Origin of the sequence: Brevundimonas sp. P7753 (genome assembly GCF_013386595.1) — a bacterium.
In the GTDB taxonomy this organism is placed as follows: domain Bacteria; phylum Pseudomonadota; class Alphaproteobacteria; order Caulobacterales; family Caulobacteraceae; genus Brevundimonas; species Brevundimonas bullata.
The window spans coordinates 14,251-32,587 of sequence record NZ_JACARP010000041.1; the positions used below are offsets into that span (position 1 = coordinate 14,251).

The 18,337-nt window shown below is 67.9% G+C and carries 16 protein-coding genes and 1 tRNA gene; 7 read left to right on the top strand and 10 right to left on the bottom strand.

Translation table 11 applies throughout. From position 1 onward, the window contains the following. Positions 1 to 31: 31 nt before the first annotated feature. Positions 32 to 107 (top strand) — tRNA-Thr (locus HX774_RS08935). Positions 108 to 129: 22 nt separating this feature from the next. After that, complete coding sequence (locus tag HX774_RS08940; protein WP_178826106.1) at positions 130 to 756, top strand: TetR/AcrR family transcriptional regulator; 627 nt, start codon at positions 130 to 132, stop codon at positions 754 to 756. A 147-nt stretch (positions 757 to 903) separates the two neighbouring features. Here HX774_RS08940 and HX774_RS08945 read toward each other — a convergent pair whose 3' ends face one another. Together HX774_RS08945 and HX774_RS08950 are read right to left on the bottom strand one after the other, a co-directional pair. Further along, positions 904 to 2,775, bottom strand: coding sequence for a ferrous iron transporter B (locus HX774_RS08945; RefSeq protein ID WP_178826108.1), 1,872 nt, complete (start codon positions 2,773 to 2,775; stop codon positions 904 to 906). Further along, entirely contained in the window at positions 2,775 to 3,047 is a 273-nt protein-coding gene (locus tag HX774_RS08950) for a FeoA family protein (protein WP_178826110.1), read from the bottom strand. Before HX774_RS08950 ends, HX774_RS08945 begins: the two co-directional genes overlap by 1 nt. A gap of 148 nt (positions 3,048 to 3,195) precedes the next feature. Here HX774_RS08950 and HX774_RS08955 point away from each other — a divergent pair, with 148 nt between their 5' ends. Further along, entirely contained in the window at positions 3,196 to 3,729 is a 534-nt protein-coding gene (locus HX774_RS08955; protein WP_178826112.1) for a cytochrome c family protein, read from the top strand. 19 nt (positions 3,730 to 3,748) lie between these two features. Here the strand turns inward: HX774_RS08955 and HX774_RS08960 are convergent, their stop codons facing one another. The 4 genes from HX774_RS08960 to HX774_RS08975 form a co-directional block, all read right to left on the bottom strand. Further along, complete coding sequence (locus HX774_RS08960; RefSeq protein ID WP_218650352.1) at positions 3,749 to 6,982, bottom strand: efflux RND transporter permease subunit; 3,234 nt, start codon at positions 6,980 to 6,982, stop codon at positions 3,749 to 3,751. After that, a complete protein-coding gene (locus HX774_RS08965) occupies positions 6,982 to 8,139 on the bottom strand; it encodes an efflux RND transporter periplasmic adaptor subunit (protein ID WP_114816443.1) in 1,158 nt (385 codons plus the stop codon). The genes HX774_RS08960 and HX774_RS08965 overlap by 1 nt, the downstream gene beginning before the upstream one ends. A gap of 110 nt (positions 8,140 to 8,249) precedes the next feature. Further along, entirely contained in the window at positions 8,250 to 9,026 is a 777-nt protein-coding gene (locus tag HX774_RS08970) for a hypothetical protein (RefSeq protein ID WP_370523415.1), read from the bottom strand. Beyond that, positions 9,023 to 9,787 (bottom strand): class II aldolase/adducin family protein, encoded by a 765-nt coding sequence (locus HX774_RS08975; protein ID WP_178826115.1) that lies wholly within the window; start codon positions 9,785 to 9,787, stop codon positions 9,023 to 9,025. Before HX774_RS08975 ends, HX774_RS08970 begins: the two co-directional genes overlap by 4 nt. Before the next feature lie 164 nt (positions 9,788 to 9,951). Here HX774_RS08975 and HX774_RS08980 point away from each other — a divergent pair, with 164 nt between their 5' ends. The 3 genes from HX774_RS08980 to HX774_RS08990 all read left to right on the top strand — a co-directional run bounded on the left by HX774_RS08980 (position 9,952) and on the right by HX774_RS08990 (position 12,432). Further along, entirely contained in the window at positions 9,952 to 11,088 is a 1,137-nt protein-coding gene (locus tag HX774_RS08980; protein WP_370523417.1) for a DUF2336 domain-containing protein, read from the top strand. Positions 11,089 to 11,119: 31 nt separating this feature from the next. Then, positions 11,120 to 11,896: an NAD kinase gene (locus HX774_RS08985; RefSeq protein WP_114816445.1), complete on the top strand. Its 777-nt coding sequence runs from the start codon at positions 11,120 to 11,122 to the stop codon at positions 11,894 to 11,896. Between the two features lie 62 nt (positions 11,897 to 11,958). Then, positions 11,959 to 12,432 carry an Hpt domain-containing protein gene (locus HX774_RS08990; RefSeq protein ID WP_114816446.1) on the top strand — a complete coding sequence of 158 codons (474 nt, stop codon included), beginning with the start codon at positions 11,959 to 11,961 and terminating at the stop codon, positions 12,430 to 12,432. 68 nt (positions 12,433 to 12,500) lie between these two features. Here HX774_RS08990 and HX774_RS08995 read toward each other — a convergent pair whose 3' ends face one another. Both HX774_RS08995 and HX774_RS09000 read right to left on the bottom strand, forming a co-directional pair. Then, the gene (locus tag HX774_RS08995; protein WP_178826117.1) at positions 12,501 to 13,649 is read right to left on the bottom strand and encodes a DUF2336 domain-containing protein; all 1,149 of its coding nucleotides are present in this window, start codon (positions 13,647 to 13,649) and stop codon (positions 12,501 to 12,503) included. Positions 13,650 to 13,745: 96 nt separating this feature from the next. Continuing rightward, positions 13,746 to 14,549: a transglycosylase SLT domain-containing protein gene (locus tag HX774_RS09000; protein ID WP_114816448.1), complete on the bottom strand. Its 804-nt coding sequence runs from the start codon at positions 14,547 to 14,549 to the stop codon at positions 13,746 to 13,748. Between the two features lie 129 nt (positions 14,550 to 14,678). Between HX774_RS09000 and HX774_RS09005 the strand changes: the two genes are divergently transcribed. After that, the gene (locus HX774_RS09005) at positions 14,679 to 15,416 is read left to right on the top strand and encodes a TonB family protein (protein WP_178826119.1); all 738 of its coding nucleotides are present in this window, start codon (positions 14,679 to 14,681) and stop codon (positions 15,414 to 15,416) included. Positions 15,417 to 15,425: 9 nt separating this feature from the next. On the opposite strand, the gene HX774_RS09010 is transcribed toward HX774_RS09005, so the two are convergent. Continuing rightward, complete coding sequence (locus tag HX774_RS09010; RefSeq protein WP_370523419.1) at positions 15,426 to 16,436, bottom strand: NAD(P)/FAD-dependent oxidoreductase; 1,011 nt, start codon at positions 16,434 to 16,436, stop codon at positions 15,426 to 15,428. Between the two features lie 48 nt (positions 16,437 to 16,484). Continuing rightward, a complete protein-coding gene (locus tag HX774_RS09015) occupies positions 16,485 to 18,335 on the bottom strand; it encodes a phosphoenolpyruvate carboxykinase (GTP) (RefSeq protein WP_178826121.1) in 1,851 nt (616 codons plus the stop codon). Positions 18,336 to 18,337: the final 2 nt, after the last annotated feature.

The following is an 18,337-nucleotide window of genomic DNA, read 5'->3' on the forward strand; positions in this document are numbered from 1 at the left end:
CTGACGATTCCACCAGCATAAGGCGCCAACGGCCGGCTTAGCTCAGTTGGTAGAGCGCCAGTTTTGTAAACTGGATGTCGCGGGTTCGATTCCTGCAGCCGGCACCATCCTCTTCGGCCGCCTCCCTCCATGACCGAGACGACCAACAAGCTGGGCCACAAGATCGGGGCGCGCGGGGCGCGAACCCGTCGGGCCATCCTTGACGCGTTGCGTGGCCTTCTGAACCACAGGCATCTGGGCGAAATCCGCGCCGCCGACGTGGCCCTGGCGGCGAACGTTTCGGCCCCGACCTTCTACACCTACTTCAAGTCCGTCGAAGAAGGCCTGCTGATCCTCTGCGAAGAGGCCGGCGAGGACTTCCAGCGTCTGGCCAAGCATATTCACGCCGACTGGACCGGCGACCGCGCCTTCGAGGCGGTGCGCGCCTATGTGCTGGAAGTGCTGGCTCTGTGGGGCGACCACGGGCCGGTGCTGCGGGTCGAGCACATGCTGGCGGACAAGGGCGAGCCCGAATTCGCCGAAAGCCGCATCAGGCGGATGCGCCGACTGCACCTGGCGCTGGAACGCCGCATCGCCCAGGCCAAGGCCAACGGCATGCACCCCCAGGGCCTGAGCCCGCGCCTGACCTCCTACGAGACCGCCAATCTGGTGGAATCCGTCGCCGCCGGATTCGCCCTGATGCGTCGCGCCGACACCGCCGAGGCCATCGTCGACACGACGGCCCATATCGTGGTCAAGCTGACGACGGGACGCTGATCGAGACTTTCCTCCCCACTTCGTGGGGAGGGGGACCGCGAAGCGGTGGAGGGGGCGACACAGAGGGCTGACGTTGAGACGCCCCCTCCGTCACGCCGCTGCGCGTCGCGCCACCTCCCCACAAAGTGGGGAGGAAAGGGTTCTCCTTTAACCCCCGCCCAGCGCCACCGCCGTGTGATAGACGATGAAGGCGCCCAGGTAGGCCAGGCCGAACATGTAGCCGACCATGATCAGGGTCCACTTCATCGAGCCCGTTTCGCGACGTACGACGCCGATGGTCGGCAGACACTGGGGGGCGAAGACGTACCAGGCCAGGAAGGCCAGACCCGTGGCCAGCGACCAGTCCGCCGACAGGACCGAGGCCAGGGCGCCGACGTTCTCTTCAGCGCCGGCGACGGCGTAGACCGTGCCCAGGACCGCCACGGCGACTTCGCGCGCCGCCATGCCGGGCACCAGGGCCACCACCATCTGCCAGCTGAAGCCGATGGGGGCGAAGATGGGCTCCAGCGTCTTGCCGATCATGCCGGCGAAGGAATAGTCGATGGCCGGTCCCGTCGCGCCTTCCGGCGGATAGGGGAAGGTCGACAGGGCCCAGACGATGATCATCAAGGGCAGGATAATCTTGCCCGCGCGACGCATGAAGATCTTGGCGCGCAGCCACAGATTGAACAGCACGCTCTTGATGTCGGGGATCTTGTAGGCCGGCAGTTCCATCATGAAGGGCTCGACCGCGCCACGCCAGAAGACCTTGCGGATGACCACCGAGACCAGAAGCGCGCTGATGATGCCGGCGGCGTAGAGGCCGAACATGACCAGACCTTGCAGGCTGACGAAGCCCCAGACCGTCTCGTTCGGAATGAAGGCGGCGATGATCAGGACATAGACGGGAATCCGCGCCGAACAGGTCATCAGCGGCGCGATCAGGATGGTGGTCAGCCGGTCGCGTTTCGCCTCGATAACCCGCGTCGCCATGATGCCGGGAATAGCGCAAGCGAAGCTGGACAGCAGGGGAATGAAGGCGCGGCCATGCAGCCCTGCCCCGCCCATGATCTTGTCCATCAGGAAGGCCGCACGCGCCATGTAGCCGAAGTCTTCCAGCACGATGATGAACAGGAAGATGATCATAATCTGCGGCAGGAAGACCAGGACGCTGCCCACCCCGCCGATCAGGCCGTCGACGATCAGGCTTTGCAGCAGGCCGTCGGGCACGACCGCCGCGACCCAGCCGCCGACCAGGGCGAACAGGGCCTCGATGCCGTCCATCGCGGGCGTGGCCCAGGTGAAGACCGCCTGGAACATGACGAAAAGGACGCCCAGCAGGATCGCCAGACCCGCCACCGGGTGCAGCAGGACGCTGTCGATCTTGCCCGTCAGGGTGTCAGGCCGCTCGGGCGCGCGAACGCAGGCCTTCATGATGCGCTCGGCCTCGCGGTGGGCGGCGCGAATTTCTGTGGCGGACGGCGCATGCCATTCGCTGTGGGTCTCGCCCACGGCCAGATCAGCCTGTCCTTGCGCGGCGGCGACCAGTTCGGCGATGCCGCGCTTGCGCGTCGCCACGGTCGTGACCACCGGCGCGCCGATCTCGGCCGACAGCTTCTCGAGGTCGATACGCAGACCCTGACGCTGGGCGATGTCGTACATGTTCAGCGCCAGCACCATCGGCCGCCCGACCTGCTTCAGCTCCAGCGCCAGACGCAGGACCAGCCGCAGGTTGGTGGCGTCGGCGACGCAGACCACCACGTCCGGCGGCGTCTCGCCCGGCAGAGCGCCCAGAACGGCGTCGCGTGTGACTTCTTCGTCCAGGCTGCGCGCGCGCAGGGAATAGGTGCCGGGCAGGTCCAGCACCGACAGGGTGCGGCCGTCGGCGGCGTGGATGCGGCCTTCCTTACGCTCGACGGTCACGCCGGCGTAGTTGGCGACCTTCTGGTGGGCGCCGGTCAGGGCGTTGAACAGGGCGGTCTTGCCGCTGTTGGGATTGCCGACCAGGGCGATACGGGCGGTGCGAACGGCCATGTCCATCAGAGGCCTCCCTCTTCAAGACGAATGGTCAGACTGGCCGCCTCATGCCGACGCAGGGCCACACGCATATCGTCCACCTTGATGGCGATGGGGTCGCGACCAAACAGGCCTTCGTGCAGCAACTCGACGTGCGCGCCCTCGACAAAGCCCAGCTCCAGCAGGCGACGCTCCAGCTCGATCTCGTGATCCTGATGGTGGCAGTGCGTGCCGACCTGAACGATGACGCCGCGGTCGCCGCGGCGGGCCTGGCTGAGTTTGATGGTGTCGGTCATGGCGCTCATTACGACGGCGCCCCGCGCCGCTCACTGAATTTGACAGTGATTATCAGCTGCGAACGGTTCGCGTCCAGTAACGATAACCGGCGCCGTTGCGACTAAACGCCCATCGGCTATCAAGGACGTCTGGCCTATGGAGTCCGGCATGCGCACCACCCTGATCCTTTCCTCCGTCCTGACCGCCTCGCTGACCCTCGCCGCTTGCGGCGACAACTCGGCGCCCGCCGCCGATGCGACGCCCAAGGCCCCGCCGCCGCCCGCCTTGACCGAGGCTGAAAAGGTCGCCGTGCTGGCCGCCCTGCCCGCCCCCTACAACGCCGGCGACCTGGAGAACGGCCGTCGCGCCTTCGCCCGCTGCCGCTCCTGCCACACGATTACACCGGGCGGCCCGAACATGGCGGGCCCGAACCTCTACGGCGTCTTCGGACGGCAAGCCGGGGCTCTGGACAAGTACAGCTACTCGCACGCCCTGCGCACGGCCGGCTTCACCTGGGACGCCGAAAAGCTGGATCACTGGCTAGAGAACCCCAAGACCTTCCTGCCCGGCAACAAGATGACCTTCGCTGGCCTGCGCGACGCCACGGACCGCCGCGACGTCATCGCCTTCCTGAAGGTGGAAACTGGCTATGCCTCCGAAACGGCGAAGGCCGCCGCTGTCGCGACGGCCCCCGCTTCCTGATCGGTTAGCCTTAAGCGCCTTACCCCGGACTCATGTCCGGGGTCTTGCCCTCGGCGATTTCCTGGGCCTCCCATTCCTCGATCCTGCGCGCGGTATATTCCGGCGACCGGGTGAAGCGCGCCAGCACGCCATAGATGACCGGCACCACGAACAGGGTCAGCATGGTGGCAAACATGGCCCCGGAGAAGATGACCACGCCGATGGTCTGACGGCTGCCCGCGCCCGCGCCTTGCCACAGCACCAGCGGCAGTGCGCCGAAGGCGGTCGCGATCGAGGTCATGATGATCGGACGCAGACGCAGCGCCGACGACTCGATGATGGCCTCGCGAATCGACCGGCCCTGATCGCGCAGCTGGTTGGCGAACTCGACGATCAGGATGCCGTTCTTGGCCGCCACCCCGATCAGGATGATCAGGCCGATCTGGCTGTAGATGTTCAGGCTGGAGCCCGCCATCAACAGACCGAACAGCCCGCCCGCCGCCGCCAGCGGCACCGTCAGCATGATGACCGCCGGGGTGATCCAGCTCTCGAACTGGGCCGCCAGCACCAGGAAGACCAGCAGCAGGGCCAGGGCGAAGGCCCAGCCCACGGCGCTTCCCGCCTCCTGCTGATCGCGCGCCGCCCCGCCCCAACGGATCGTCGCCAGACCTTGCGGCTGCTTGGCGACCTCTGCGTTCAGGAAGGTGATGGCGTCGTCGATGGTCATGCCGGGATTGAGGTCGGCCTGCAACGAGATGGCCCGCTGGCGATCCAGACGACGGCGATCAGGCGTATCGCCCGAAGTCTGGGTCGTGACCACCGCCGACAACGGCACCAGTTGCCCGGCCCCGGTCGAGACATAGAGGGCCTCAAGGTCCGCAACCTCACGGCGGTTGTCGCGCTCAGTCTGCAGGATGACGTCGTATTCCTGACCGCCCTTGATGTAGGTGGTGGCGCGACGCGACCCGAACATGGTCTCCAGGGTCCGGCCGATCTGCTGCGACGACACGCCCAGAGCCGCCGCCTTCTGCGGATCGACATCGACCAGCAGACGCGGCGCGTTCGGCTCATAGTTCAGGCGCGGACGCGAGAAGCCGGGGTTCTCCTGCGCCGCCGCCAGGATCGGCTGCAGCCAGTCATAGATCGGACCATATTCGGAGCCCGTGACGATCATCTCGATCGAGTTCGAGTTGCCGCCGCCGCGCTGGAAGGCGCCGGGGGTCGAGGCGTTGACCTGAGCGTCAGTCTGACCGCGCAGCTTGCCGTTCAGTTCCTGTGCGATTTCATCAGCCGAACGCTTGCGCTCGGACCAGTCCTTCAGCGTCAGGCTGGCGTTGCCGGAGTTGTAGCTGCCGCCGCCGAATCCGGGCGCCGAAACCAGATAGGAATCGACCTCGCCGTTTTCCTTGTACTCGGCCAGGATCGGCTCCAGCCCCAGCATGATCTTGCGGGTGTAGTCATAGCCGGCGCCTTCCGGCCCCTGCACGCGGATGCCGACGCGGCCCCGGTCCTCGGGCGGCACAAGTTCATTGGGCAGGGTCAGGAAGATGCCCCCGGCGCCCGCCGCCACCAGAACGATCAGCCCGACCACGCCGCCCACGGCAGCACGACGCCCCAGCAGGGCGTTCAACGAGTTGGCGTAGGAGGTCTTCAGCGCGTCCATGGCCCGGTCGACCCGACGCGCCAGCCAGCCGCCGGTGTGTGCGGGCTTCAGGATCTTGGACGCCAGCATGGGCGACAGGCTCAGCGCCAGGAAGGCCGAGAAGGCCACGGCTGCGGCGATGGCCGCCGCCAGTTCGACGAACAGACGCCCCACATAGCCTGGCAGGAACAGCAGCGGCGCAAACACCGACAGCAGCACCACGGTCGTCGCCACGACGGCGAAGAAGACCTGACGCGCCCCGCGCTCGGCCGCGACCAGCGGCGGCTCGCCCAGGTCCAAGCGGCGCTGAATGTTCTCGACCACGACGATGGCGTCATCGACCACCAGGCCGATGGCCAGAACCAGGGCCAGCAGGGTCAGCAGGTTCAGAGAGAAACCGAGCGGCGCCAGAACGATGAAGGTCGCCAGCAGGCAGATGGGCGCCACCACCGACGGGATGATCGCCGCCCGCAGACTGCCCAGGAAGATGAAGTTGACCAGGGCCACCAGCGCCATCGAAATACCGATGGTGATCCAGACCTCGTCGATGGCGTGAGAGGTGAAGACCGAGTTATCCGAACCGATCTCCAGCGTCGTGCCGGGCGGCAGGGTCGGCTGCACCTGCGCCATCAGGGCGCGCACGCCATCGGAAATGGCCAGGTCGTTCGACTGGGCCTGACGCGTGACGGCCAGGCCGATCTGATCCAGACCATTGCCGCGGAACATGCGACGCGCCTCGGACGGCGCTTCCTCGACACGGGCGATGTCGCCCAGACGCGTGACATAGGCGGCGTTGCCCAACAGGGCGCCGGTGACGCCGTTGGTCATGGCGGTCGTCGCCCCGGCCAGGGTGCCGGAGGCCTGAGCCCCCGTGGCGGTCGAGGCCGAACCCCGCGTGCCGATGGGCAACTGGGCGAAGTCGGCGGGCCGCGCATAGGTGCGGGCGACACGGACGGTGTAGTCCTTCTGCGTCGATTCCAGCGAACCGGCCGGCAGCTCGACGTTCTGGTTGGTCAGGGCGGTTTCGACGTCGCTGACCGTCAGGCCGCGCGCGGCCATGGCGGCGGCGTCCAGCCAGATGCGCATGGCGTAGCGCTGCTCGCCATAGATCTGCACCTGGGCCACGCCCGGCACGGTGGCGAAGCGGTCCACCAGATAGCGGTCGGCGTAGTCGGTCAGCTCCAGACGGTTCATCGTCGTGGAGCGCAGGAACATGACCATGATCGGCTGGCTGTCCGAATCGGCCTTGGCCACTTCCGGCGGGTCTGCCTGGTCCGGCAGACGCCCGACCACGCGCGAGATGCGGTCGCGCACGTCGTTGGCGGCGTCGTCGATGTTGCGGTCCAGCGAGAACTCGATGTTCACATTGGAACGGCCGTCGCGGCTGGAGGAGTTGATGCGCTCGACGCCCTGGATGCCGGCGATCTGCTGCTCGATCGGCTCAGTGATCCGGCTCTCGATGACCTCGGCCGAGGCTCCGGCGTAGCTGGTGCTGACCGACACCACCGGCGGATCGACGTCCGGCAGTTCCCGAACCGGCAGGAAGAAGAAGGCCGCCAGCCCGATGACGCACAGGACGATGGCCGCCACCGCCGCAAAGACGGGGCGCCGAACCGAAAGATCAGACAGCATCATTTGCGGGCCGCCTCGGCGGTCGGCGTTCCGGCCTTCTGGCCGTTCTTGTCGCTGGCGGCGCCGACGCGGACGGGCGCGCCCGGCTGAATGCGGTTCAGGCCCGAGGCCACAACCCGATCATTGCTGTCCAGCCCCGACAGGATTTCAACATAGCCGCCCTCGACGGCGCCGGCCTGGATTTCAACGCGCTGGGCGGTCGTGCCGTTTTCGCCGCGTGCGATGCGATAGACGAAGGCGCCCTGGCCTTCATACTGAACGGCGGCCTCAGGCACCGCCAGGCTCTGGCGCCGGCCCTGCTGCACGGCGACGCGCATCATCATGCCGGGACGAATGCGACCGCCCGGATTGGCGAACTCGGCGCGCGCGATGACGGCGCGGGTCTGCTCGTTGATCCGTGTGTCCAGCAGGGCGATGCGGCCCGAGAAGCTCTCGCCCGCATAGGCGTCAGCCGAGGCGACCAGAGGCGTGCCGACCTGCAGCACGCCCAGGTAACGTTCCGGCATGGGGAAATCGACGCGAATGGCGCTGGTGTCGTCCAGGGTGGTGATGACCGACCCCGGCGAGATCAGCGTCCCCGGCGTCACCGTGGTCAGACCCAGAACCCCTGTGAAGGGCGCCCGGATGACGCGGTCGCCGCGACGGGCTTCCGCAGCAGCCACGGCGGCGCGGGCCGACTGCAAGGCCGTCTCGGCGGTCTCGGCCGTCACGCGCGGCGCGACGCCGCGTTCGGCCAGGATCTTGTAGCGATCATATTCGCGCTGCGCCTGCGTCAGCTGGGCCCGCGCCTGGATCAGGTCAGCGTCCTCTTCACGCGCCTGAAGCTCGACCAGGGGCGTCCCCGCCGCAACCCGCTGACCGTCCGTGAACATGACCCGCGTGATCAGTTGGGTCGTGTTCGAGGTGATGTTGACTGACTTGCGGCTGCGCGCCACGCCCAGGACCCGGATTTGATCGGCGAACTCGCGCGGGATCACGACCGCCTCAGCCACCACCTGACCACGTCCGCCGCCCGGACCGCCGCCGGGGCCGCCCCGACCGGGACCGCCTGCGCCGCCCTTGCTGTCGTCAGCGAGCGTGATCTTCAGAACCGCCGCCAGGACCATGAGTCCAACCAGACAGGCCGCAGCGATGATGAAAAAATGGCGTTTGAACACGCGACGCAGTCTCCCCGACGACAAGCGGTCCCGCTTAACGGGTCGCGGTCGTTACGCAAATAAAGTTCCTGTAACGTTGGCGCGTTCGGTTTCCGTCGCGGAAATCCGCGTCAAAAACGGCGCCAGACCCCGACGACGGGGCCGCCGGCCACGGGCGTTTCTCGGCCAGCGACCGCCTGACGCCATCCGGCCTGAAGGCTCCAGGGACCGAGATCCCGGACGACAGACAACTCGACTGACAGCCAGCGCGCGCCGTCCCCGTCCACCGCTCCGCCGAACCCTTGCGCCATCACCATCCAGTTCTCGCTGACGTGCGCGCCCGCCGTGACGTCCAGCCGCACCTCGTCCGGCAGGCCCTGACGCCAGCGCCGCGCGACCTGCGCCTCTACGAAACTGCGTTGCGGCATCCACTTTGCGCCCGAGCCGTCTATCGCACGTCCGGCCAGCAGCCGCGCCTCCCAGTCGCTATCGCCGGCCCCCGGCTGGGCATATCCCGCGTTGCGCCCCGCCCCGCCCTGGGCATAGCCCGCATAGACCGCCACGACATTTGCATCGTCCCGATATGCCTGCCACCGCGCGCCGATCTCGAGCGGCCCGCGCCCCTCGTAGTCGGCATAGTCGTCGCGCCCCGACTGCCAATCTCCCTTGAACTGCAGGGTCAGCCGGTCGCTCACGCCGTACTCGACAAACAGCGACGCCGCACGGTCCACGCGTTCCGCCGGCAGGTCCGTCCGACCGCCGGAGCCGAACTGTTGGTCGGCCCGCATGTCCTCGTATTTCACAATCGCCTGGCCCTGCCCCTTGGGCAGGTTCCACGCGCCGGCCCCAGCCTCAGATGCGACCGCAAGCCCCGCCAAACCGATCAGCAGCCCCCCGACTGCTCTCACACGTCGTAGCCCGGAGATTTTCGCTCCAGCTGACGCAGGGCGCCCGGCCAGGCCAGGGCCGAGATAAAGCCGATCCCTCGTCCCTGATCCCTTGTCTCGGCCTGGGCCGCGTCCGGCGCGATCAGCACCTGATCGCGTCCGCCCGACAGGGCCGCGACCTGCTGGGCGCAAGCCCGCTCCAGGAAGAAGATCCCCACCCAGGCCTGGGCCGCCGTCTCGCCCACCGCCATCGTGCCGTGGTTGCGCAGCAGCATCAGCGGCTTGTCGCCCAAGTCGGCCACCAGCCGCTCGCGCTCGTCGTGGTTCAGCGCCAGCCCTTCATAGCCGTGATAGGCGACCTGATGTTGCAACAGGCAGGCGTTCTGGCTGATCGGCAGCAGGCCGTCCTTCTGCGCCGCCACCCCCACCCCGTTCACCGTGTGCAGGTGAATGACAAACTTGGCGTCCTCGCGCGCGGCGTGGACCGCCGAATGGATGGTGAAGCCCGCCGGATTGATGAAACTGGTCGTGTCCTGAACAATGTTCCCGTCCAGATCGACCTTCACCAGAGAAGAGGCTGTAATTTCATCGAAATACCAGCCGTAGGGATTGATCAGAAAATGATGCTCCGGCCCTGGCACGCGGGCCGAGATATGGGTGAAGATCATGTCGTCCCAGCCATGCAAGGCCACCAGCCGATACAGGGCGGCCAGTTCGACCCGCGCCTGCCACTCAGCCTCTGACACCCGCGACTTCAGCGACGCCGCCGATCCGTCCGCCATGACGACCTCCCTTATCCTTGTTCGGTTGAGCCTCGCCCCGCGCCGTCGCGCCGTCAAGCGACCCGCGTTCGTCGCGGAAGGTTTTCGTTAACCCTGTTTTCACGTCATCAGGATGAGTATGCCGCGCGGCCAAGGCGGCCGTCTTTCGACACGCGGAGCCGCCAGTGTCCACAGTCGTTCCGCTAGACCCCGAAAAGCCCTCGCAGGCCGTGCCCCTGGCGGGCCTGAATCAGTTGTTGGATCTGGCCAAGACACGCTCCCCCGACGATCAGCATCGCCTGCTGATGGGGGTGGCGGGTCTCTACGAATCCGCCGCCGACCATGGCGGCGCCCCTGAAGCCCTGGCCGATATCTTCGTCGCCCTGACCCGCAGCGCCGAACGTGAAATCCGCCAGGTCCTGGCCCAGCGGCTGGCCAGGGTGGAATGGGCGCCCGTCGCCCTGGTGCGGATGCTGGCCGCCGACGAGATCCAGATCGCCCGCCCCGTGATCGCGGCCAGCCCCCTGCTGCTGGACGACGACCTGCTGCAAATTCTGACCGACTGTTCGATCGAGCATCAGATACAGATCGCCCTGCGCCCCGACCTCGGCGCCGCCGTGGCCCAGGCCATCATCGCGGGCGGCGATCCGGCGGTCATGACCGCCCTGGCCACCAACCGCAGCGCCCGGATCGAACCCGCCGCCTTCGCCGACCTGGTCGAGCGGTCGCGTCAGCTGGCGGCCCTGCGCGCGCCGCTGACCCGTCACCCGTCGCTGGACGAAGATCTGGCGCTGCGCCTGTATCAGTGGGTCGGCGAGGCCCTGCGCCAGGCCATCAGCGACCGTTTCACCATCGACCCCGCCCGTCTGGCTCAAGCCGTCCAGAGCGCGGCCCAGACCACCAGCCGCACCGCCGCCGAATGGGACCACGCCCCGCCCCCGACCGCCGACGATATCGACGCGCGACTGGTGGCCAAGCTGCACGCAGCGGGTCAGTTGCGCCCTGCCTACCTGATCCGCGCCCTGCGTGAGGAAAAGCTGGGCGTCTTCGCTCACGGCCTGGCGGTTCTGGGCCGGTTCGAGGTCTCACAGATCTATCGCGCCCTGGGCGGCGATACGGCCCGTCCTCTCTTCCTGGCCTGCATCGCCGTCGGGCTGGACCGCGCGGCCTTCCCGGCCCTGCTGACGGAAATCCGCAAGCTGAACAAAGGCTTCCCGCGGGACCCTGACAGCTCCGCCTGGCGTCTGGCCGAGCGTTCGGCGGATCAGGCCGCCTATGAGTTTCGGCTGCTGATGGCCGATATCGACGCCGCTTCCGTTTGACACAGCCCCTCGGCTCCGCTTGCCTAGCGCCGTGAACACGCCCGCCCCCCTTGCCCTGACCTTTGTCGCCAGCGACCGTCTCGAAGCCGAGGCGGCGCGCGTGCGCCTGACCGAACGCTACGGCTCCGTCCCGGTGGCCGAGGCCGACGTCATCGTGGCGCTGGGCGGCGACGGCTTCATGCTGGAGACGCTGCACAACAACCTGCAACTCCGCACGCCTGTTTACGGCATGAATCGGGGCTCGGTCGGCTTCCTGATGAACGACTATGAGGAAGACGACCTGCTGGAGCGCCTGGCCGAGGCCGACCGCACCGTCATCCATCCCCTGCAGATGGACGCCTGGGTCGAGAGCGGCGAGGTCCACAGCGGCCTGGCCATCAACGAAGTCTCCCTGCTGCGTCAGACGCGCCAGACAGCCAAGCTGCGCGTCAGCATCAACGACAAGGTGCGGCTGGAGGAACTCAGCTGCGACGGCTGCATGGTGGCCACGCCCGCCGGCTCGACCGCCTACAACCTGTCGGCGCACGGCCCCATCATTCCTCTGGACGCGCCCAGCCTGGCCCTGACGCCCATCAGCGCCTTCCGTCCCCGGCGCTGGCGCGGCGCCCTGCTGTCGCACACGGCGCGCGTCCGGTTCGAGGTTCTGGAGCCTGACAAGCGCCCCGTCAGCGCCACGGCGGACAATTTCGAAGTCCGCCGCGTCACCCGCGTCGAAGTGCGCGAACGCCGCGACATCAGCCTGACCATGTTGTTCGACGCCGGGCGCTCTTTCGAAGAACGCGTCATGGCCGAACAATTCACCAGCTGACCGTCACGGCTTTTTAAGGCTCGGCGGCGCAGACTGCGGATACGAGTTCAGGAGCCCGTCACGTGAGCAACCCTCCCCAGATCATTCGTCCCCCCAATGCGCTGCGCGCCAAGGTCGGCGGTTTCGGCGGCATCGACGCCAACGCCATCGCCAAGGCCGAGGCCGCGCTCAAGGCCATGTCGGCCCAGTTCGGCCAGTGGCTGAACGACGAGATCGTCAAGCTGGATCAGGCCCAGGCCGACATCCGCGCCAAGGGCTACACCCCCGAGACCGCCGAGGCGTTGTATTTCCGCGCCCATGACCTCAAGGGGCTGGGCGCCACCTATCAGTACCCGCTGGTAACCCGGATCGCCGGCTCCCTGTGCCGCCTGATGGACGATACCGACAAGCGGATGCAGGCGCCGCTCGCCATTCTGGACGCCCACGTCGACGCCATCCGCGCCGTGGTCCGCGACGAGATTCAGACCGACGAGCACCCGGTGGGCCGCGATCTGGCCGAAACCCTGGAAGCTCGGGTCGCCGAACATCTGGCCTGAAGGCCGCCCCATAAGAAAAGGCGCCGCCGTTGCCGGGGGCGCCTTTTTTGTTGGGTGAAAGCTGAGAATCAGGCGGCGCTGACCGCCGTTTCCTCGTCCTGGACAGAGGCCATGGGCCGGTCCAGCCGCTCCATCAGATAGGACAGGTCATCGCGCGAGGCATTGGGCCGCTGGCTGAGGAAACGTTCCAGCATCCTTTGTCTGAACGCCTCGCTGGCGACATCCCCGCCCTCGGCCTGAAGCGCCCGCCAGGTGTCGACGCCGGCGCGGAAGGCCTGGAACAGGCGCGGCGGCAGACCGGCCCGGTCATAGATGGCCTTAAGCCCCAGCGGCCCGGCGTCATGCACCATCAACCAGGCGCGATGATGCGGCGTGCCCGTCAGCTCGGCCAAGGCGTGTTCGAACAGGGCCATCTGCCCCCGCGCCAGCGCCCGCAGCAGCAGGGAGGCGTTCAGCACCTTGCGTGCGTTCAACCCGGCGACGAAGGCCGGCAGGTCGTTGCTGACCCGCGCCTGATCGACCAGATCGATCGTCACCCGTTCGCGCGTGAACTGGGCGAACTGGATGGCGGTCTCGGGGGCCACAGCGTGACGCGTCACCAGGTGCTCGCGCACCGCGTCGCTGGCCAGGGCCACCAGGCGCTCGGTCACAGAAAGCGGCAGAACCTGACGATAGGCGATGGCCGAGATGATCTCGGAGGCCTGGCCAAAGCGGTCGATGACCACGCCGAGCGCGTCTTCGGACAGATCGGCGTTGTCGTTGGCCGCCAGGGCGCGCACCGCCGAGCGGCAGCCCTCCGCCGCCAGCACCGTGGCCACGTCGCGCGGCACGCGGTCGCGCGAGGCCACCGCGTTCTGACGCACCGCCGATCCGGCGCGAACGATCTCGATCAGGTCGTCGTCGGTAAAGGCCGGTGAACAGGTGATGATCGGCAGGGCCACGCTGTCCACGTCGGCGACCAGACGACGCGCGACCTCGCGCGGCATCAGGTCCGAGGCCTTGAGCGTCACCGCCAGGGCCCGACGCACCAGTTCAGCGGCGTCATTGGCCAGAACACTGAGAATCTTTTGCGCCGCCGCGCGGTCGGCGTCGTCCAACGCCATCCGGTCAATGCTGCGACACAGCTTGTGCGCCGCCGCCGCACGCTCGTCTTCCGCATCCGACTTGATCAGACGCCTGATGTCGCTTTCCGTCAGTCGTGCGCGGTAGGCGGTCATGCGGGAGCTCGCGAGCTAGGCGGGGCGAAGAATCAATCGTCACGCTTAGCTTTACATAGTTAACGTCTCGTTAGGAGTGAGACGAAACCATGTTCTTCAGGCCGCCGTCTCAGAGGGCGGCGCGAAGGCTCCGCCAAAGCCGCTGCTCTTGCCGCCCTGACCGTCTTGGCCCAGCAGAAGAGCCAGCAGGCTCTGGTCCTGCTTCAGGCGATCCAGGCGCGCCGCCAGCATCCGGTCCTTGTCGCTCAGGTCCGGCGCGGCCTTGACCGCAGAGCCCACGCCCGCCGCCGGGGCGCCGTCGCCCGCCGTCCGTTGCAGGTTGGCATGCACCTCGGCCACCGTGGCGTGGCGGCCGTTGCGGTAGAAGATCGAGCGGTTCGCCGAGGCCGCGTCGGGGAACAGCGAGGCCGCGCTGGCGCCCGGCCGCGACTGCATGGCCTCCATCAGCTTGGCGGCGCCCGCCGGGCCGAGGAAGTGGGCGGCGTAAAGGTCGCCAGCACCCGGCTCCCGCCCCGTGCGGCCGCGCAGATAGGCGGCGTTCGACGCCGTCAGTTCCGCCGCCATGGTCGAGGCCGCCTGGGCGTCGAAGCGCAGGTCCAGCACCACGTTGCGAGCCGAGCCCTGCACGCGCCAGCGCCCGTCGTCGCCGCGATGAATCAGGTCGGCGTACTGGCCATAGCCATGCTTGGCGCCGTGCTGCTTCACTGTGGCCAGCCAGGTCTGCTCGATAAACTGGAACAGGCCTGAGGCCGAGGAGGTGCCGGCCCGCGCGGAAGGGTTCATCGCGCTCTCGCGACGCGCCGTCTTCATCAGGAAATCGAAGTCCACGCCGGTCGTGCTGGACGCACGCCGGATGGCCGCTTCAACCCCGCCAGATGATGGAATCGCTCCTACGCTCATATGGTTGACGGTCGCTAACCAAGGTTAACGAACCCCTAACGATCAAGCGCCGCAATATCGCCGCAAGCTTGGCGCGAACTTCGTTACGTGGGCGCTGGGGAGGGCCGACGACAGGAGGCGTTGAAGGCCATGATGATCAGAACCGCGGGCGGCCCCGGACTGGTGAGCCCGATAGACTTTTCCGAGCGTAAAAAGCCGATGCCGCGCTGGATGTGGGCGGCGATCGGGGTTTCGGCCCTGGTCCATGTCGGCGCCGGGGTGTGGCTGTACAATCAGCGGTTCGAGCTGGCGGATATTCCCGCCGTCGAGGACGGGCCGACCACCGTCATCGAGCTGTTTCCCATGCCCAAGCCGCCCGAGCCGACCGTCGCGCCCAAGGCCCCGCCCGCGCCGACGCCGCCTCTGCATCGCCCGGAGACGGTCATCGCGTCGCCCGTCGCACCGCTTGAGGTTCCGGTCGCGCCCGTCACCACGACGGACGCCGGCCCGGCCATCAACCTGACCGCTCCGGCCAGCGAGCCCTCGACCGGCACAACCGTCTCGGCTGAGCCCGCCCGCACGCCGCCGGTCATCACCAACCCTGACTGGGTGCGCAAGCCTTCGGGCGAGCAGATGATGCGCGCCTATCCGGCGGCGGCCGAATCGCGCGGGATCAGCGGCGTGGCCAACCTGTCTTGCCTGGTGAAGGTCGACGGGACCCTGACCGGCTGCTCGGTGTCGTCTGAAACGCCTGGCAATCAGGGCTTCGGTCGGGCCGCCATGGGCCTGACCCGCTACTTCCGCCTTAGCCCGCGCACGGTGGACGGTCAGGCCGTCGACGGCGCCCGCGTCAGCATGGCCATTCGCTTCACCCTGCCTCAGGATTGATCCTCAGGGCTAGATGAAGCGACGGGGGGCGAGGGTCGGTTCTTTCGAGGACCGGCCCTCGACTTCGTCCGCCACCACCCCCGCAACCAGCGGCCCCAGCAGCCAGCCGTTACGACGCGGCCCCAGGGCCAGGTGCAGCCCCTGCCCGACCGTCCCCGCCATCGGCAGACCGTCCGGCGTCGCCCCGCGCACGCCCGCGCGCCACTCGATCTGAAGCGGACGCTGCGTCTGGCCCAGCACGGCCCAGGCCGCCGCCAGCATCTGCGTGCAGCGATCAGGATCAGGCGTCAGCGACCGCTCCCCCGGCTCCATCGTCGCCCCGATCACGCAGCCCTCGCCCATCGGCGCAACATAGGCGCCGGGACCGCGCACGACGTGATCGGTCAGTCGCTCGTTCACCATGCCGATCTGGCCCCGGATCGGCGTGATCAGGGCCAGCAGGCGTGTCGCACCCTCGGGCAGCCCCGCCATCGCTTCTGAGGCTCCGGTCGCCAGCACGACCTGATCCGCCTCGACCGGACCCGCCGTGGTTTCAACGCGCCAGCCTCCGCCAGAGGACGACAGAGCCGTTGCGCGCGCTTCGAGGACGCGCACGTCGCGGCTCAGCGCCGCCAGCGCCTGTTCCGGCTCGACCTTCCAGTCTTCGTGCGTGGTCAGCCGCCCCGCCTCGCGGTCGAACCCATGCTCGAACCCCAGCGCCGCCAGTCGCGCCGCCAGCACCTCGACGACGCCTCCCCGCCATTCAGCCAGGTCGCGATCCAGCCTGACGCCGGTCGCCTCTGCAAAATCGGCCCACGCATCGCGAGCGCGCCGCAGCAGGGCGGCGTGCTCGGGGCTCAGGTCGTCGATGGCGCTTTCCATAGCCGGAGCGATCATGCCCGCCGCGACGCCTGAGGCGTTCAGACCGCCGGGATCGACCACGGTCACGCCATGGCCGCGCCGGGTCAGTTCCGCCGCCGTGCACAGGCCCAGAACGCCCGCGCCGATGACCAGGATGTCTTGAGAATTGAAAAGGGGCACGGTCAGTCCTTCGACCTCCCGCGCCCCGATTTCAACCCGGCTTTTGTCTTACTCGGCGGCGAGCTTGGCCGCGCGGGCCTCTTCCAGACGCTTGGCCAGGGCCGCGTGCTGGCCCCACAGGGCCTTGGGCAGGCGCTCACCGAACTTCTCGTAGAAGGCGGGGATCAGGGCCGCTTCCTCGGTCCAGACGTCGGCGTCGACGTCCAGCAGGATCTTCAGATCGGCGTCCGACATGCTCAGGCCCGACAGGTCGAGCGCATCCTTGGTCGGCACGCGACCGACCGGGGTGTCCACGGCCTCGGCCTTGCCGTCCAGACGCTCGACGATCCACTTCAACACGCGGGCGTTGTCGCCAAAGCCCGGCCAGACGAACTTGCCTTCGTCGTTCTTGCGGAACCAGTTGACGAAGAACAGGCGCGGCAGCTTCGACGCATCCGCCTTCTCGCCCAGCTTCAGCCAGTGCGCGAAATAGTCGCCCATGTTGTAGCCGCAGAAGGGCAGCATGGCGAAGGGGTCGCGGCGCAGCTCGCCGACCTTGTTCTCGGCGGCGGCGGTGCCTTCCGAGGCCACGGTCGAGCCCATGAAGACGCCGTGCTCCCAGTCGAAGGCTTCCGTCACCAGCGGCACAGCCGAGGCGCGACGGCCGCCGAACAGAATGGCGTCGATCGGCACGCCCGCCGGGTCTTCCCACTCGGGCGCGATGGCCGGGCACTGGCCGGCGGGCGCGGCGAAGCGGGCGTTGGGGTGAGCAGCAGGCTCGCCCGAGGCCGGATCATGCGGCTGGCCCTTCCAGTTCGTCAGGCCCGCAGGCGCTTCCTTGGTCAGGCCTTCCCACCAGACGTCGCCGTCAGCGGTCAGGGCGACGTTGGTGAAGATGGTGTTCTTCGCCAAGGTCTCGAGCGCGTTCAGATTGGTGTTGCGGCTGGTGCCGGGCGCCACGCCGAAGAAGCCCGCCTCCGGGTTCACGGCGTACAGACGACCGTCCTCGCCGAAGCGCATCCAGGCGATGTCGTCGCCGACCGTCTCGGCCTTCCAGCCGTCCAGCGCCGGTTGCAGCATGGCCAGGTTGGTCTTGCCGCAGGCGCTCGGGAAGGCGGCGGCCACATACTTGGACACGCCCTCGGGGCTGGTCAGCTTGAGGATCAGCATGTGCTCGGCCAGCCACCCCTCGTCGCGGGCCATGATCGAGGCGATGCGCAGGGCGTAGCACTTCTTGCCCAGCAGGGCGTTGCCGCCGTAGCCCGAGCCGTACGACCAGATTTCGCGCGTTTCGGGGAAATGGACGATCCACTTGTCGTCATTGCAGGGCCACGGCACGTCAGCCTGACCCTCGGCCAGCGGCGCGCCCAAGGTGTGGACGGCGGGCACGAAGACGCCGTCGGCGCCCAGCATGTCCAGCGCCGGCTTGCCCATGCGGGTCATGACGCCCATCGACACGGCGACATAGCCGCTGTCGGTGATCTCGACGCCCAGGGCGGAGATCTTGGAGCCCAGCGGGCCCATGCAGAACGGGACGACGTACATCGTCCGGCCCTTCATGCAGCCGTCGAACAGACCGTCCAGGCGATCCCGCATCTCGATCGGATCGGCCCAGTTGTTGGTCGGGCCGGCGTCGGCCTCGTCTTTCGAGCAGATGAAGGTGCGGCTCTCGACGCGGGCCACATCCTTGGGGTCCGAGGCGGCGTAGTAGCAGCCGGGGCGCTTGGACTGGTCCAGTTCCTTCAGCGTGCCCTTGCCGATCAGGTCGGCGACGATGGCCGACTTTTCGGCCTCAGAGCCGTCGCACCAATGCACCCGGTCCGGCCTGGTCAAGGCCGCGATCTGCGCGACCCAGGCGACCAGACCCTTGTGGTCGGTCGGCGCGGGATAGAGTCCGGGAATCGATACGTCTGCAGTCACAA

What these genes read in the sequence shown, in the direction of transcription:
- HX774_RS08940 (WP_178826106.1), top strand. Translation starts at nt 130, where the DNA reads ATGACCGAGACGACCAACAAGCTGGGCCACAAGATCGGGGCGCGCGGG.
- HX774_RS08945 (WP_178826108.1), bottom strand. Translation starts at nt 2,775, where the DNA reads ATGGACATGGCCGTTCGCACCGCCCGTATCGCCCTGGTCGGCAATCCC.
- HX774_RS08950 (WP_178826110.1), bottom strand. Translation starts at nt 3,047, where the DNA reads ATGACCGACACCATCAAACTCAGCCAGGCCCGCCGCGGCGACCGCGGC.
- HX774_RS08955 (WP_178826112.1), top strand. Translation starts at nt 3,196, where the DNA reads ATGCGCACCACCCTGATCCTTTCCTCCGTCCTGACCGCCTCGCTGACC.
- HX774_RS08960 (WP_218650352.1), bottom strand. Translation starts at nt 6,982, where the DNA reads ATGCTGTCTGATCTTTCGGTTCGGCGCCCCGTCTTTGCGGCGGTGGCG.
- HX774_RS08975 (WP_178826115.1), bottom strand. Translation starts at nt 9,787, where the DNA reads ATGGCGGACGGATCGGCGGCGTCGCTGAAGTCGCGGGTGTCAGAGGCT.
- HX774_RS08995 (WP_178826117.1), bottom strand. Translation starts at nt 13,649, where the DNA reads ATGACCGCCTACCGCGCACGACTGACGGAAAGCGACATCAGGCGTCTG.
- HX774_RS09000 (WP_114816448.1), bottom strand. Translation starts at nt 14,549, where the DNA reads ATGAGCGTAGGAGCGATTCCATCATCTGGCGGGGTTGAAGCGGCCATC.
- HX774_RS09005 (WP_178826119.1), top strand. Translation starts at nt 14,679, where the DNA reads ATGATGATCAGAACCGCGGGCGGCCCCGGACTGGTGAGCCCGATAGAC.